This is a genomic window from Lysinibacillus sp. FW301-JW8, assembly GCF_058788755.1.
The window spans coordinates 25,191-40,213 of record NZ_JBYTBB010000031.1 but is presented as its reverse complement, the minus strand read 5'-3'; the positions used below and the strand labels follow the sequence as shown (position 1 = coordinate 40,213).

14 protein-coding genes are annotated in these 15,023 nt (G+C 36.9%); 2 read left to right on the top strand and 12 right to left on the bottom strand.

Going from position 1 to position 15,023, the window contains the following annotated elements; genetic code table 11:
• The first annotated feature begins 48 nt into the window (after positions 1-48).
• Together AC3WOM_RS13795 and AC3WOM_RS13790 are read left to right on the top strand one after the other, a co-directional pair.
• A complete protein-coding gene (locus AC3WOM_RS13795; protein ID WP_492447281.1) occupies positions 49-870 on the top strand; it encodes a MerR family transcriptional regulator in 822 nt (273 codons plus the stop codon).
• A gap of 24 nt (positions 871-894) precedes the next feature.
• On the top strand, positions 895-2,076 hold the full coding sequence (locus AC3WOM_RS13790; protein ID WP_492447280.1) for an MFS transporter: 1,182 nt from the start codon (positions 895-897) through the stop codon (positions 2,074-2,076).
• A 276-nt stretch (positions 2,077-2,352) separates the two neighbouring features.
• On the opposite strand, the gene AC3WOM_RS13785 is transcribed toward AC3WOM_RS13790, so the two are convergent.
• From AC3WOM_RS13785 to AC3WOM_RS13730, 12 genes are all read right to left on the bottom strand, one after another.
• Complete coding sequence (locus AC3WOM_RS13785; RefSeq protein WP_492447279.1) at positions 2,353-3,174, bottom strand: methyl-accepting chemotaxis protein; 822 nt, start codon at positions 3,172-3,174, stop codon at positions 2,353-2,355.
• A gap of 665 nt (positions 3,175-3,839) precedes the next feature.
• Positions 3,840-4,592 carry an SDR family NAD(P)-dependent oxidoreductase gene (locus AC3WOM_RS13780; protein WP_492447278.1) on the bottom strand — a complete coding sequence of 251 codons (753 nt, stop codon included), beginning with the start codon at positions 4,590-4,592 and terminating at the stop codon, positions 3,840-3,842.
• Between the two features lie 150 nt (positions 4,593-4,742).
• Positions 4,743-5,228 (bottom strand): CDI toxin immunity protein, encoded by a 486-nt coding sequence (locus AC3WOM_RS13775; RefSeq protein ID WP_492447277.1) that lies wholly within the window; start codon positions 5,226-5,228, stop codon positions 4,743-4,745.
• 521 nt (positions 5,229-5,749) lie between these two features.
• Positions 5,750-6,346, bottom strand: coding sequence for a DUF6241 domain-containing protein (locus tag AC3WOM_RS13770; protein ID WP_492447276.1), 597 nt, complete (start codon positions 6,344-6,346; stop codon positions 5,750-5,752).
• Between the two features lie 61 nt (positions 6,347-6,407).
• Positions 6,408-6,938 carry a tyrosine-type recombinase/integrase gene (locus AC3WOM_RS13765; RefSeq protein ID WP_492447275.1) on the bottom strand — a complete coding sequence of 177 codons (531 nt, stop codon included), beginning with the start codon at positions 6,936-6,938 and terminating at the stop codon, positions 6,408-6,410.
• Positions 6,939-7,099: 161 nt separating this feature from the next.
• Positions 7,100-8,392, bottom strand: coding sequence for a phosphopyruvate hydratase (gene eno / locus AC3WOM_RS13760; RefSeq protein WP_427541210.1), 1,293 nt, complete (start codon positions 8,390-8,392; stop codon positions 7,100-7,102).
• A gap of 2 nt (positions 8,393-8,394) precedes the next feature.
• A complete protein-coding gene (gene gpmI, locus AC3WOM_RS13755; protein WP_492447274.1) occupies positions 8,395-9,936 on the bottom strand; it encodes a 2,3-bisphosphoglycerate-independent phosphoglycerate mutase in 1,542 nt (513 codons plus the stop codon).
• The gene (tpiA, locus tag AC3WOM_RS13750) at positions 9,929-10,690 is read right to left on the bottom strand and encodes a triose-phosphate isomerase (RefSeq protein WP_492447273.1); all 762 of its coding nucleotides are present in this window, start codon (positions 10,688-10,690) and stop codon (positions 9,929-9,931) included. The genes gpmI and tpiA overlap by 8 nt, the downstream gene beginning before the upstream one ends.
• An 18-nt stretch (positions 10,691-10,708) precedes the next feature.
• On the bottom strand, positions 10,709-11,893 hold the full coding sequence (locus AC3WOM_RS13745; protein ID WP_427541201.1) for a phosphoglycerate kinase: 1,185 nt from the start codon (positions 11,891-11,893) through the stop codon (positions 10,709-10,711).
• A gap of 613 nt (positions 11,894-12,506) precedes the next feature.
• Entirely contained in the window at positions 12,507-13,523 is a 1,017-nt protein-coding gene (gene gap, locus AC3WOM_RS13740; RefSeq protein WP_427541198.1) for a type I glyceraldehyde-3-phosphate dehydrogenase, read from the bottom strand.
• Positions 13,524-13,637: 114 nt separating this feature from the next.
• A complete protein-coding gene (locus AC3WOM_RS13735) occupies positions 13,638-14,669 on the bottom strand; it encodes a sugar-binding transcriptional regulator (protein WP_427541195.1) in 1,032 nt (343 codons plus the stop codon).
• A gap of 210 nt (positions 14,670-14,879) precedes the next feature.
• Complete coding sequence (locus AC3WOM_RS13730; RefSeq protein ID WP_427541192.1) at positions 14,880-15,002, bottom strand: hypothetical protein; 123 nt, start codon at positions 15,000-15,002, stop codon at positions 14,880-14,882.
• Between the last annotated feature and the right edge of the window lie 21 nt (positions 15,003-15,023).

The following is a 15,023-nucleotide window of genomic DNA, read 5'->3' as shown; positions in this document are numbered from 1 at the left end:
CGTTACACAGCCCGGTGTTTTAGATTTTCAAAAAGGAGATGATACTCAATGTTTAAAATTAGCGAGTTTTCAAAGCTTAGCCAAGTTTCTATCAAAACATTACGTTACTATGACCAATTGGGTTTACTTAAGCCTGCTTATACCGATCAATTTTCAGGCTATCGATATTTTTCAGCTGAGCAAATGTTTCAAATTCATCGCATTTTGGCTTTCAAGGAGCTGGGGTTTTCATTAGAACAAATTCGACAAATGATGGACGAAAATATTCCCCTAGAACATATTCGAGGTATGTTTAGAGTCAAACAAAACGAAATTCAATCTATATTAGAAAAGGAACAGGCTAAGCTTTTTCGAATTAAAGAAAGCCTACGTATCATTGAATATGAGCGAAAAGATTTATCCTCACTTGACGTTGTCTTAAAGGAAATTAAATCACAGCATGTAATCTCTTATCGTAAGAAGACCTCATTAAGTGAAATTCCAGAAATGTTTCGACATTTGGATCAATATATAGGAAGCCCTAAACCACATTCTTTGTCTCAGATGGTCCTTTGGCATGGCTGCGAAGAGTGTGAGGATGAGATTGATATAGAAGTAGCTCGTCCGTTAACTATTGATTTGCCCAGTCACCCATTCTTTACTATAAAAAAATTACCAGAGATTACGATGATGGCTACTCTTGTACATCATTGCTCAACAATAAACAGATGCACTGCAAGTACAGAGTTAGCATTATGGATTGAACGTAATGGCTATCGCTTGAAAAATGGTGAACCTCGCTGTGAAATTTGCATTCCTCATGAAAAAGTAGATAATCCAGAATTTTATGTTGCAGAGGTTCAGATTGCTGTAGAAAAAGCTTCAAATTGAGGTTGTATAGGAGGAGAAACTACCTTGACTAAGCATCAAAAGCTTTTAACTTTAAATTTATTTTTATTAACCTTTGTCCTTGGAACGAGTGAATTTGTCATTGTTGGACTACTGTCTGAAGTGGCAGATGACTTAAATATCTCCATCTCTATGACTGGAGCTCTTGTATCAACTTTTGCTATAGCTTTTGCAATCGGTACACCCATCTTAACTGCTTTATCCAGTAGATTTGCAAAATACCCATTAATGTTGACATTAATCTTACTATTTATTGTTGGTAATATTTCATCTGCTTTATCAGAAACATATGGGCTGCTAATTGTTTCGAGAATATTTACTGCTGTTATAACAGGTGTTTTAATTGCACTTGCAATGGCAATCGCTAGCGAGGTAATGCCAGCAGAAAAAAGAGGACATGTTATTTCAATTATATTCACTGGTTTTACTATAGCAAGTGTAATTGGCGTGCCGATTGGGACCTTTATTGGTCAATCAGGTGGCTGGAGATTGACCTTTTGGTTTACTGCTCTATTGGGAAGCATTTCCCTAATTGCTAGCTCCGTTACAATACCTAAAAAATTAATAGGAACAAAAAGCTCCTTAAAAAAACAAATCGGCCTATTAACGAATAAGCGGATTATCATAGCATTTTTTATTCCAGCTTTAAGCATTGCTGCTACATATACTGTATACACTTATTTAACACCTTTACTGCTTGATGTACTATTCATCCCAAAACGATCTATTAGTTTAGTATTCTTACTTTATGGAGTAGTATCTATCTTTAGTACGATAATAGGTGGAAAATTGGTAACTCGTAATGGAATAGGAAAACTGCGATATATATTTCTTATACAAGCTATCATTCTTGGGTTATTTTTTATTTCTTCAAATTCCATTATTGCTGGACTATTGAACATCTCTTTTATAGCCCTTATTGTGTATATCATGAACTCCACTATGCAATTGTATTTTATCGATTTAGCAGATAGACACTATCCTTCTGCTAAAAATTTAGCAGCATCATTAACGCCTGTTTCTGTAAATATCGGCATTGCAATTGGGTCAGCTCTAGGAGGATTTGTCACGACAAATATGAGGCTTGTTGATGTATCCTGGGTTGGAGGAATTGTAGCAATCAGTGCAGCATTGCTAACATTTATCAGCTATCATTTCGATCAAAAAGCCTCTACTCAAATAACATAGATTATTGTAGCAAAATAGGCGTTGTCTAAAAGGTTCATCAAAGAAATTCGATTTCTTATAAAAGACTTTTTTTAGACAACCCCATATCAGCTACAAAAACAGTTTTTAGCTTTTATTTTTCATTCAAAAGCCAATTCTCGGCATCGTTTCTGTCTTCAAATCAAACGTTCTATTACTTCTTGAGCATTCCATGTTCCTTTCATTACATTATAACCACCCGTTTGATCAAAAATAGTCCAATGTTAAAACGGCAAAAGAACGATTTCTTTATATCAATTATCGTAATACTTCTTTCACATAATACGACATTTGGGTACTAACATTGCTTAATTTTTCAATTGCCTCACTAAATTGCTGCACTAGTTCGGCTTGTTCATTGGATGCCACTTCAATTTGCTCCATGCTCTCCATCAAGGATTGAACATTATTAGTGATGGTCTTAAGAGAAGTTTCAATTTGTTCTGTAGCGGTAGATGTTTCACTCGATAATTTCCGAACCTCCTGTGCCACAATATTGAACCCTGCTCCATATTGCCCAGCACGTGCTGCCTCAATAGATGCATTTAAGCCAAGTAAATTGGTTTGCTTAGAAATGATTTTAATGAAATCTGTCACTTCATTGGAGCGTGAGGAATTTTCAAGAGCATGTCGAGATTTTTCTGCGATGGATTCACTTGTTGCGGATAGCTCTTCAGAATGTGCGGCTATTGTATGTATTTTTAATTGTAAATCTTGAATAATTGTTTGTAGACTTTCCATAAATGCTCCGACTTTTTCTTGAGCCTCTAGTGGGAAAAGCAAGCTTAATATTCCTACGACTTCACCATTTTCTCTTATAGGATACAACTCACTATTCATAGGGATACCAAAATACTCTTTTGGAACACTACGCTTTAAAAATTCCCCCTGTGCAACGCGACGAAAATCTGATGAATCCTCTGGAATAAAGCCAACTTTTAAATGTGTTTTTACTTTTATTCCATCTAATACAAATAGTACTTCTCTTGTCATACGATCATTTAATGTGATAGATATTTCCTTCTTAAATACTTCATGAAAAATTGGTAATGTTTCTTTTAATGCCTGTATTACCCCCATTACAACGCCCTCCCTTTGTTCTCTCAATGCAATTATACCTTATAGGATGTTAAGTAAGTTATATATTTTGGTAAATGTTAGTCTTTTTGTAATATTTAATTTCAAGAAAATTGTATCTCTTGACATGACTTTATACAAATCTAAAGTTCTAGAGTAGGAATTTTTGAATTTATAGACAGGGCTGATTTGGGTATTATGGATATTGGTACACTTATTATGCGGTTCTTTATGAGCTGAGCGTTGTTGGATTTTTCCTGAGCGGTTTTTCCTGGGAACCCGAGCTGTTTTGGGCCTGGCCTGAGCGTTTTTCCTGGGGACCTGAGCTGTTTCTGACTCGACCTGAGCGTTTTTCCTCGGGACCCGAGCTGTTTTGGGCCCGACCTGAGCGTTTTTCCTGGGGACCCGAGCTGTTTTGGGCCCGACCTGAGCGCTTTTCCTGGAGACCCGAGCTGTTTCTGACTCGACCTGAGCGTTTTCTTCCTCTTAACCCGAGCAGTTCTTGATTCTTCCTGAGCGGTTTTCCTCTTAACCCGATCAGTTTTTGACCCTAATAATAAAATTGTTTAATTCTTGTTCAACAAACACATTATTAGTTCAATTAAAGGTATTTTAATAGTCATCTACATTACGAGCTAAAAATTCCTCAATAAAATTCCTTAGCCTCATTATCTCCCGCCACTAACATTTATAATTTCTCCAAGGATATAATTTGAAGCATCGGAGGAAAGGAAGGCAATTACCTCGGCTATTTCCATAGGTGTTGCAGCCCGTTTAATAGGTACAGATGAAGCCATACGCTCAAGTCGATTATCGCCAGGAGCAAATTTATCGTGAAAAGGTGTTTCTACCATTCCAGGTGCTACCCCATTCACGATAATTCCATATTCAATTAGCTCTCTGGACATTCCAATCGTCATTGTATTGATCGCCCCTTTAGCAGATGCATAATGAATACTTTCTCCTGCCCCTCCAATACGTGCAGCCGCTGAAGATACATTAATAATTTTCCCGCTTTTTTTTGGAATCATATATTTTAATACAGCTTTGGAACATAAGAGAACACTGTTCACATTTAATTTGAACGTTTCTTCCCACAGCTCTTCACTCATATCCATAAATGTACTTTGGCGGATGCCACCACCAGCGTTATTAACTAAAACGTCAATTGTGCCAAATGAAGAAATAGCTTGTTCAACCATTGCGTTCACTTCTTCTTTATTCATCACATCAGCTTGAATGGCAATGGCCTCTCCATCCTTTTCGAGAATTCTTTGGACGGCTTCCATGGCCCCACTCACATTTGAATGATAATTAATAATTACTTTAGCCCCTTTAGATGCCATCAACTCGGCAGTCGCAAGCCCAATACCAGAGCTAGCGCCTGTGACGAGAATAACCTTTCCAGATAAATTATGCATAGTGTTTTCCCTCCTACCAATATGTTTTTAATAGTAATTCTACATTTTACATCTTTAAACCTTTTAAAGAGATTATTATATATAGGAAATTGTGGGTTTATTAGAACTTTTAAGAAAACCTACTCAATTAACAGCACCCAAATAAACCCATCATATCCAACCTATTGTTATTACATCATCATGACAAAATTCAATTACATATCTTAACGTTGGACTATAAATCCATTGGTCTGGTCCCATATCCATAATATCCTCAATGCTTTCTAGTATTGTAAGTAAGGAGGTCTTTACCAATGGGTATTTGTAAATCCCAACAATAAGATAAACAGGAATTGAAATATCCAAAGATTGATTAGTTAGGACGGTAGGAATATTCAATATGTCTTCTTTAGTAAGAATAATTTTTTTACTCACCTTTTCCCAATCAATTCTTCCCCAAAATGCAATTGGAAAGCAATTTGTCATTTTACATTCAATTTTTTCACTTTCGCTCTCATCTAATATATCCACTGTGCTCTTTTCAGGGAACAGCTCTAACATGACCGAGATTTGTTGCTCCTTTTCCAATTTCTCTTCATGTTTCTTTCTTTCTTGGATTAGATATTCTAAACGCGTTTTTCTTTCTTCTCTATTCATAGGAAAATGCTCCTTTACAAACCGACTATACCACGCTCTTCAACTAAACTCCCCCATTAGAATTAAAGAATTAAATAACTTTATTATCACTTGACTGCTTACCGTACTTACAAAAAAAATCGCCTACTAGGTCAAAGGGCACTGAAAAACTAAAAAAATTCACTTTTTTATATTAGAAATTTGTCTTTTGTTAGATTTGAAAACTTAAAAAAGTCGATTTGCATCACAATTTTTGTGGCAAATCGACTTTTTCAGTGCCCTCCTAGGTCATTAGATAACCTTTGAGGCGATTTTTGTAAGTGGCTCAAAATATTTTACATTATAAAATGAATGTAAGCCTAAATATTTGATGATACTCTTCTTCTGTCATATAAAAACCTCCACCGATAATTTTTTTGTATCTTAGTAATTTGGTGGATTCCGTAATTGATATTTCAATAATCTCTTATTGAAATATCTTTATGTTGTAGCAATGAAAAATGTAACGAGCACGATTTCTTGTTGGTTAAATTAACCACGTGCTATTGCTTATTTCCGAAAAACTGTTCCACATATTCTTTTTCCTCTTCAGCAGTAAATAAACGAGTTGCTTTCCCTCCAGAGTCGGCAGTGCCACCTTCACGTTCCCAAACGAAATTGTGATCTTCTACCGAATGTGAAAAATCACCTTTTGACCATCTTTCCAATATTTCGATGTAAAATTCTTGATATACATAACCGTTTACATTTTTTTTGGCTATAGCTAACAATCGGTCAATTTTGGCCTGTGTGATTTGCTCATGTCCCCATTTTCCGTCAGTTACAACTTTTTGATGAGACATAGTATGAATGGCGTATAGCATTTTATAATCTGGTAAATCGTCAGGATATTGTTTTTCCAAAGCGATTTCTTCAGAAGTTTTTTCAACATATTCTACTTCTGCTTCTTTTTCTTTTTCTTTTTCTTTTTCTGAAACAATATTATCTTCAGACGTTTCTTCGACATATCCCACGGCTGCTTTTTCTTTTTCAGGAACAGGTTTCTCCATTTGTTCGGTGAATTTGAAGTAACCAAAAATTCCACCAAAAATGCCCAATATTCCAATGATAACGATAGTCGCCTTTGTTTTTCTTTTCATGTTATTACTCCTCAATAATTTTGTATCATTATGTAATTTTATATTGGTTTATATTATGTAATTAGGATAATAATAACACAACATTGAAATAACCTGTAGTTATGGCAATGAAAACCCAATCTACCTCTAAATTTATTAATTCCGAACATCTAATGGTTGTATCTGCAAACATAGCAATAATCACTTTGTTTCGGGCGTTCAAATACGTTTTAAAATCGTATGCTTCAATCATTTTCGCAATTTCTTGGTCAGTAAATGTAGATATAACAGTTTTATCTTCCTTCAACAATTTGGTACGTGCCATGATGTTTAACGTTACATACTCTTCTGCTACTAAATACGTGTAAAACGACCTCAACGATTTAATTACAGTGTTAATGTAAGTCGCTTTTTTACCAAGATTTAATTGATGTTGAATATATTTTTTTACATGAACTGTAGAAATGTCTTCAATTTCATTCACGTCATGAAACTCATCCAGATATTGAATGAAATGAGTTGTATTGTAGTTATAAGTTTCTGTTGTTCTGATTGAATAATTTTTAATCTGTAATTCGAATGTAAATTCTTTTAACAAGTCTTTGATAAGCAAATAAAAAACCCCCAATCTACAAGTGTTTATCACACTTATAAATCAGAGGTTGAAACAATACATAAGTATTGCTAAATTCACCTAAATGTACAACATAGTTCAAGTTGTATAAAAAGGTTGTGTATTACTAAGTTCAAAGCATTTTCGCTTAAAACTACTGCTTACTTTAAGTTATAGAATGAATTTAAACCAAGATACTCAGCTGTTGCACCTAGTTGATCTTCAATACGAAGAAGTTGGTTGTATTTCGCTACGCGGTCTGTACGTGATGGAGCACCCGTTTTAATTTGACCAGCATTTGTCGCAACTGCGATATCAGCAATTGTTGCATCTTCTGATTCACCAGAACGATGAGAGATAACTGCTGTATAACCAGCACGTTTTGCCATTTCGATTGCTTCAAATGTTTCTGTTAACGTACCGATTTGGTTTACTTTGATAAGGATTGAATTTCCTACGCCTTGCTCAATACCAGCCGATAATTTTTTCGTATTTGTTACAAATAAATCATCACCTACTAATTGTACGCGACCACCAATACGATCCGTTAATAGCTTGTGTCCAGCCCAGTCATTTTCGTCTAAGCCGTCTTCAATTGAAATGATTGGGTATTTATTTGTTAACTCTTCATACCAATCAACCATTTCTTCAGAAGTTTTCACAACACCTTCACCATCTAAGTGATATTTGCTGTCTTCTTTATTAAATAGTTCAGATGACGCTACATCCATTGCCAGTTTAACTTCCTCGCCTGGTTTATAGCCTGCTTTTTCGATAGCTTCTAAAATTACAGTAATGGCTTCTTCGTTAGAGCCAAGGTTTGGTGCGAAACCACCTTCATCACCTACTGCTGTGTTATAGCCTTTTGCTTTCAAAACAGCTTTTAGGCTATGGAAGATTTCAGCACCCATACGTAATGCATGACGGAATGATTCTGCGCCAACAGGCATCACCATAAACTCTTGAATATCTACATTATTGTCAGCGTGTGCGCCACCATTTAAGATATTCATCATTGGTACTGGTAATTGTTTTGAGTTAAAACCACCAAGATATTGATAAAGAGGTACATCTAAATAATCTGCCGCAGCATGTGCAACTGCCATGGATACACCTAGAATTGCGTTAGCACCTAATTTCCCTTTATTTTCTGTGCCATCTAGCTCGATTAAAGTTTTGTCGATTACGACTTGATCAAGAACTGAATAGTTTCCTTCTAATTCTTGTGCAATAATTGTGTTAACATTTTCAACTGCTTTTAATACACCTTTGCCTAGGTAACGAGATTGGTCACCATCGCGTAATTCTACTGCCTCGTATTCACCTGTAGATGCTCCTGAAGGTACGATTGCACGTCCAAAAGCTCCTGATTCTGTAAATACTTCAACCTCTACTGTTGGGTTACCACGTGAGTCTAAAACTTCGCGCGCATAAACTTGTGTAATAAATGGCATAATTAATTCTCCTCTTTTTCAATTAATGATTGTCCTGTCATTTCAGCAGGCTGTGATACCTCTAATAATTCTAACATGGTTGGTGCTAAATCGGCTAAAATGCCACCATTTCGTAAAACTAAATTCGGTTTCGTCACAATTACTGGAACAGGATTTGTTGTATGAGCTGTCATTGGCTCCCCTGCTAAAGTCAGCACTTCATCAGAATTACCATGGTCAGCTGTAATAATAGCTGCTCCTCCTTTTGCAAGAAGTGCATCTACTACTTTCCCTAGACATTCATCGACTGCTTCTATCGCTTTAATTGTTGGCTCTAGCATTCCGCTATGTCCAACCATATCAGGGTTAGCAAAATTAAGAATGATCCCATCAAATTTTTCAGCCGCAATTTCTGCAAGCAAGGCTTCTGTCACTTCATAGGCAGACATTTCAGGTTTTAAGTCGTATGTCGCAACCTTTGGGGATGCAATTAAAATACGTTCTTCCCCTTCAAATTTCTCCTCACGTCCACCACTCATAAAGAATGTCACATGCGGATATTTTTCTGTTTCTGCAATTCGTAGCTGTGTTTTACCATTTGAGGCCAACACTTCACCTATCGTATTTTTTAGGTTGTCATTTTCATAGGCTACCTGAGTATGGGCTTCATCACTATAGTGTGTGAAGGAAACAAATTTTAAATTCTTTGGATGCTTAGCTGATAAAGCAAAGCCATCAAATTCATTATTTGTAAATACTTTAGACAATTGAATGGCACGGTCAGGACGGAAATTAAAGAAAATCACTGCGTCATTATCATTAATTGTTGCCACTGGCTCACTTTGCTCTTGAATACTAAATGGAATCACAAATTCATCTGTTACCTCACGCTTATAGGATGCTGCTACACCACTTTTTGCACTTTCTGCCGTTTGGCCAACGCCATCAACAAGTACATTGTAAGTTAGAGCTACACGATCCCATCGTTTATCGCGGTCCATTGCATAGTAACGTCCATGAATAGAAGCAAATTGACCTACACCAATTTCAGCCATTTGCTTTTCAGTTTCTTCAATATAACTTAATGCTGTTGTTGGTCCAACATCTCGACCATCTAAGAAGCCATGTACAAAAACTTCGTCTAAGCCTTGTTGTTTTGCAAGCTTTAATAGTGCAAACATATGCTCATAATGGCTATGTACGCCACCATCTGAAAGTAAGCCCATAATATGAAGATTAGATTGATGAGCCTTAGCATGTGCTATTGCATCCAAAAATGCTTTACTCGTAAAGAAGTCTCCTTCACGGATTGATTTATTTAAACGTGTTAAGCTTTGATAAACAATACGTCCAGCACCGATATTTAAGTGTCCAACTTCAGAGTTTCCCATTTGACCTTCTGGTAACCCTACTGCTTCACCTGCTGCCGTTAATGTAGCATGGGGATACTGGTTCCAATAACGATCAAAATTAGGCTTATTTGCTTGTGCTACTGCATTTCCGAATGTTTCATCACGAAATGCAAAGCCATCTAAAATAATTAATGCTACTGGCTTTTTAGGCATTTGCCGCCGCCTCCAATAATGTTAAATATGATTCTGGTTGTAAGCTAGCACCACCAACTAAGGCACCATCAATATGCTCTTTTGATAATAATTCTGCGATATTTTCAGGCTTCACACTGCCACCGTACTGAATACGCACAGCAGCCGCTGTTTCAGCGTTGTATAAATCTTCCACAACCGCACGGATAGCTCCACATACTTGATTTGCATCTTCAGCTGTTGCTGTTTTACCTGTACCGATTGCCCAAATTGGCTCATAGGCAATGACCATATGCTCCACTTCTTGTGCTCCAAATCCAGCAAGTGCTGCTTTAATTTGACTAGCAACCTTTTGCTCAGTCGTTCCTGCTTCACGTTCTGTGAGCGTTTCTCCACAGCAAATAATTGGTACGATGTTATGTGCTAGTGCAGCTGCTACCTTTTTATTAATGGCCTCATCTGTTTCATTGTAGTATTCACGACGTTCTGAGTGCCCTAAAATAACATAGTCTACTTGTACACTAGCTAGCTGATTTGGGCTGATTTCCCCTGTAAACGCACCTTCATTTTCATAATGCATTGTTTGTGCACCAATTGCCAGCTCTGATTCACTAGCAACCTGCACAAGTGTAGGTAAGTAAAGTGCTGGTGCGCAAACAACAGCATCTACTTTGTCATTTGAAGGAAGTTTGTCCTGTATAGCATCGACAAACTGGATAGCCTCTTCAAAGGTTTTATACATTTTCCAGTTACCTGCAATAATTGGTTTACGCATCGTTTTGCCTCCAACAGTTTATTTATCGTTTAAAGCCACAATTCCAGGAAGCTCTTTACCTTCCATTAATTCTAATGAAGCACCGCCGCCTGTAGAAATGTGATTCATCTTATCTGCTACTTCAAATTTTTCAACAGCAGCTGCTGAATCGCCACCGCCAATTACTGTATAACCTGCTGTATCGGCCATTGCCTCAGCTACAGTTTTAGTACCGTTTGCAAATTTATCCATTTCAAAGACACCCATAGGACCATTCCAAATGATTAATTTAGAATTCTGAATGACCTCTGCATAATTTGCTGCTGTTTTTGGACCAATATCTAAGCCCATCCAATCTGCTGGAATCGCGTCTACATCTACAATTTTTGTTTCTGCATCTTTTGAAAATTCATTTGCAACAACTGCATCAATCGGCATATGTAATTGCACGCCTTTTGCCTTCGCCTTGTCAATAAAAGATTTAGCTAGCTCAATTTTGTCTTCTTCCAATAAAGATTTGCCGATATCATGCCCTTGCGCTTTAATGAATGTAAATGATAATCCCCCGCCAATAATTAAATGGTCTACCTTTTCCAGTAAGCTTTCAATAACACCGATTTTATCCTTCACTTTAGCACCACCGATAATGGCCGTAAATGGGCGCTCAGGATTAGATAATGCTTTTCCTAATACATCTAATTCCTTTTGCATCAGGAAACCTGAAACAGCTGGCACATGCTTTGCAATACCTTCTGTTGAGGCGTGTGCACGGTGAGCTGCACCAAAAGCATCATTGACATAGACATCCGCTAATTTTGCAAATGCTTCTGCAAGTGCTGGGTCGTTTTTCTCTTCACCAGCGTGGAAACGTACATTTTCTAGTAAAAGAATGTCACCATCTTGCATGTTTGCAACAGCTTCCTCTACCTCTTTACCAATTGATTCATCCAATTTAGTAACAGGCTTACCGATTAATTCAGCTAATCGAACTCCTACAGCCGTTAGGCGCATTTCTTCTTTTATTTCACCCTTTGGACGTCCCAAGTGAGAGGCTAAGATTACTTTAGCACCTTGCTCCACTAAATATTCAATTGTTGGAATTGCTGCACGAATACGTGTATCATCCATAATCACACCATCCGCCATCGGTACATTAAAATCGACACGTACAAATACGCGCTGCCCTTTTACCTCAATATCTTTCATCGTCTTCTTATTTAACATGAAGAAACCCCCTTCAAAGTTTATAATTTGTGAATTCCATGGATCACCCAACTTGGCTCCTCAATTCTTCACAATCACTATTTTTAGTCAATAATGTCCCAGTGTAATTGCGATCGGGAGCTTTATCTTGATTCAATGGGCGTACAAACGCCCGCTGAATCAAGATATAAAATAGCATGTCTCTTAGATTTCATTAAAGTAACCAGCTATTGATAAAGTACCCTTTTACTTGCTTTTATAGTAACAAAAGTCACGTTCTATGTCTTGCAATTGTATACGTAATTGTTTGAAAGATCCTTAGTTAAACCTTGCACCTATCCAACGCTATATTTCTGTATCAATTATGCCCCAGCGTATTTGCGTTGAGATTTTTTCGAGCTCGCAAGAAAAGCTTCCCTTCAAAATCCGTGACATTCTTCTGGAGCTTTATCTTGATTTAGCAGGTGTTTGGAACGTCTGCTGAATCTAGATAAAAAAAGAGTAAGGGGTAAACATCCCTTACTCTCTTTACCCTTGTATATTATATCTTTTCGATATTATAAAGGCTATACTTTTTATACCTAAAAAGCGGTATTATGTCACACTTTTTACTTTTATTTTCGAAATATGACGCTTATTTACGATTGAATCCTTTTTCCGCAATATATAAAGCTAAGTCCATTAAACGAGTCGAATAACCAATTTCGTTATCATACCATGCTAGAACCTTCACCATGCTGTTCTCTAATACCATAGTGGAAAGACCGTCTACTGTCGAAGAATCATGATTACCGTTGTAGTCAATAGACACTAAAGGTAATTCATTGTAGCCTAAAATACCTTTAAGTTCATTTTCTGAGGCATCTTTTAATGCCGCATTAATGGATTCTTTCGTTACATCTGCTTTTAGTTCTACTACTAAATCAACACATGAAACGTTTGGTGTTGGCACACGCATAGAGAAGCCATCTAATTTACCTTTTAATTGAGGTAAAACTTTTGAAACTGCTACAGCCGCCCCTGTTGTTGTTGGAATCATTGACACAGCACCTGCACGTGCACGACGTGGATCAGAGTGCGGGAAATCAAGAATACGTTGATCGTTCGTATAAGAGTGAATTGTTGTCATCATACCGCGGACAATACCGAATTTTTCATCCAATATTTTTGCAACAGGTGCTAAACAGTTCGTTGTACAAGAAGCATTTGAAATAACATCGTCTGTTTCAGGATTGTAGTCCTCATGGTTTACACCCATTACAAATGTAGGCATTGCACCCTTCGCTGGTGCTGAAAGAATTGCCTTTTTAGCACCTGCTTCAATATGCTTACTCACTTCTTCCATAGAGCGGAATTTACCTGTACATTCAAGTACAACATCTACACTAAGTTCACCCCATGGTAATTGAGTAGGATCTTTTTCAGCATAAACTTTCACATTTTTTCCATTCACAATGAAAGAATCGCCTTCTGCATAAACTTCAGCATCGTAGATACCGTGTACTGAATCATATTTTAATAAATGTGCAAGCTGACCAGCATCTGTTAAATCATTTACTGCAACTACTTCGAATTCATCGTGCTTCATTGCTTCACGAAATACTAAACGTCCAATACGCCCAAATCCATTAATCGCTAATTTTAATGCCATTGTCAATTCCTCCAATAATGTTTAAATGATTATTTTGCCAAGTTGGCTTTATTCTCAACCAGAAGTGTAGAACACTCACTGAAGTAGAATTATTTTTTCAAACCTAATACTATTCTATAAAGAAGGTAAACCCTCAGCGATAGCTTTTGCAGCTGCCTCATCAGTAATAAATATAGTTTGCTTTGGCGCAACCTTAAAATACGATAGCATTGCCTTCACTTTTTGTTTACCTGCAGCAAGTGCAATTACTTGCTTACTACCTTGAACCTGCTCAAGCTGAATACCAATTGTACGAATTCGATGAACAATCTCACCTGCATCATTAAAATAATAACCAAACGCTTCACTCACAGCACCCTTTTCTTCGAGAATTCGTAAATCCTCAGGTGATGAGTTCCGCCTTAAAGCCATTTCCTCCGCAGAACCAATTCCATGAATAACACAATCTGCATGCTTATAATAATCCATCATTTCTGTTACCATTGGCTCAGTTAGCATAGCTTGATATGCCTGCTCGCTTAAATGCTCAGGTAAAAACAAGGTGCGATATTGCGCATCCATCTGCATGGCAAATGTTGCAACAAGTGTGTTGGCTTGCATCTGCATTTCATGTCCAATTCCACCACGTGCAGCTACAAAAGTGATGTTTTGTGCATTTGCAGGATGTAGAAATGGTGTGAGTGATGCAACAGATTTACCACCTGTAACAGCCACCACCTGACCATCAAAACTAGAGGACATATATACTTGTGCTGCCTCCCTACCAAGCAAGGTTAACACCGTATCGTCCTCATTATAATCACCTGGTACTACAATCACATGCTGTAAACCAAAATGCTTTTCCAGTAATTTTGCTAACTGGGTAAGTCCCGACCATTCATAGACGAGCGTTCTTAATTTTTCTATTACTACTTCACCATCATCTGTACATACCATACCCGACTTTTGAGAATCTAATAACCCTTGCTCACGTAAAATATCTGTTTCTTTTCGTATTTCCCGTTCAGTCATTTTTAGTGATTCTGCAAGTATTCGACGTCCAATAGGCTGCAATAGCTGGATTGTCTGCAAAATACGGTATCTTGTTTGAAGAAGCGGATACATTTCTGGAAGTAGCCTTTGCTGTGCCTCAGGTACAGATAACATATCTATCTACTCCCTTTTCAATAACAGTGGGTCGTTTTTTATCCCACTATATTATTTTACGTCCCACTTATGGTTTTATTATAATATGCTTTTAGTTAAAGAGCAAGTGTATGCTATGGAAATTGGAAAAAAATTAATATTGGTTAGTTTCCAATTATGAAAAAAAAAAGGACCTCATAACTTTAAGATAGTTATGAGACCTTAGTCGACTTATTTTGTAAAAGATAAAATGGCGTTTTTCTTGAATCCTTCTAAAGCTTTTGTTGCTTCATTTTTATTTGTATATTCAAAAATACGAACATCCTTTTTCTCAAATACTGTAATAACCCACATTGTAAAATCTCCCTTCGAATT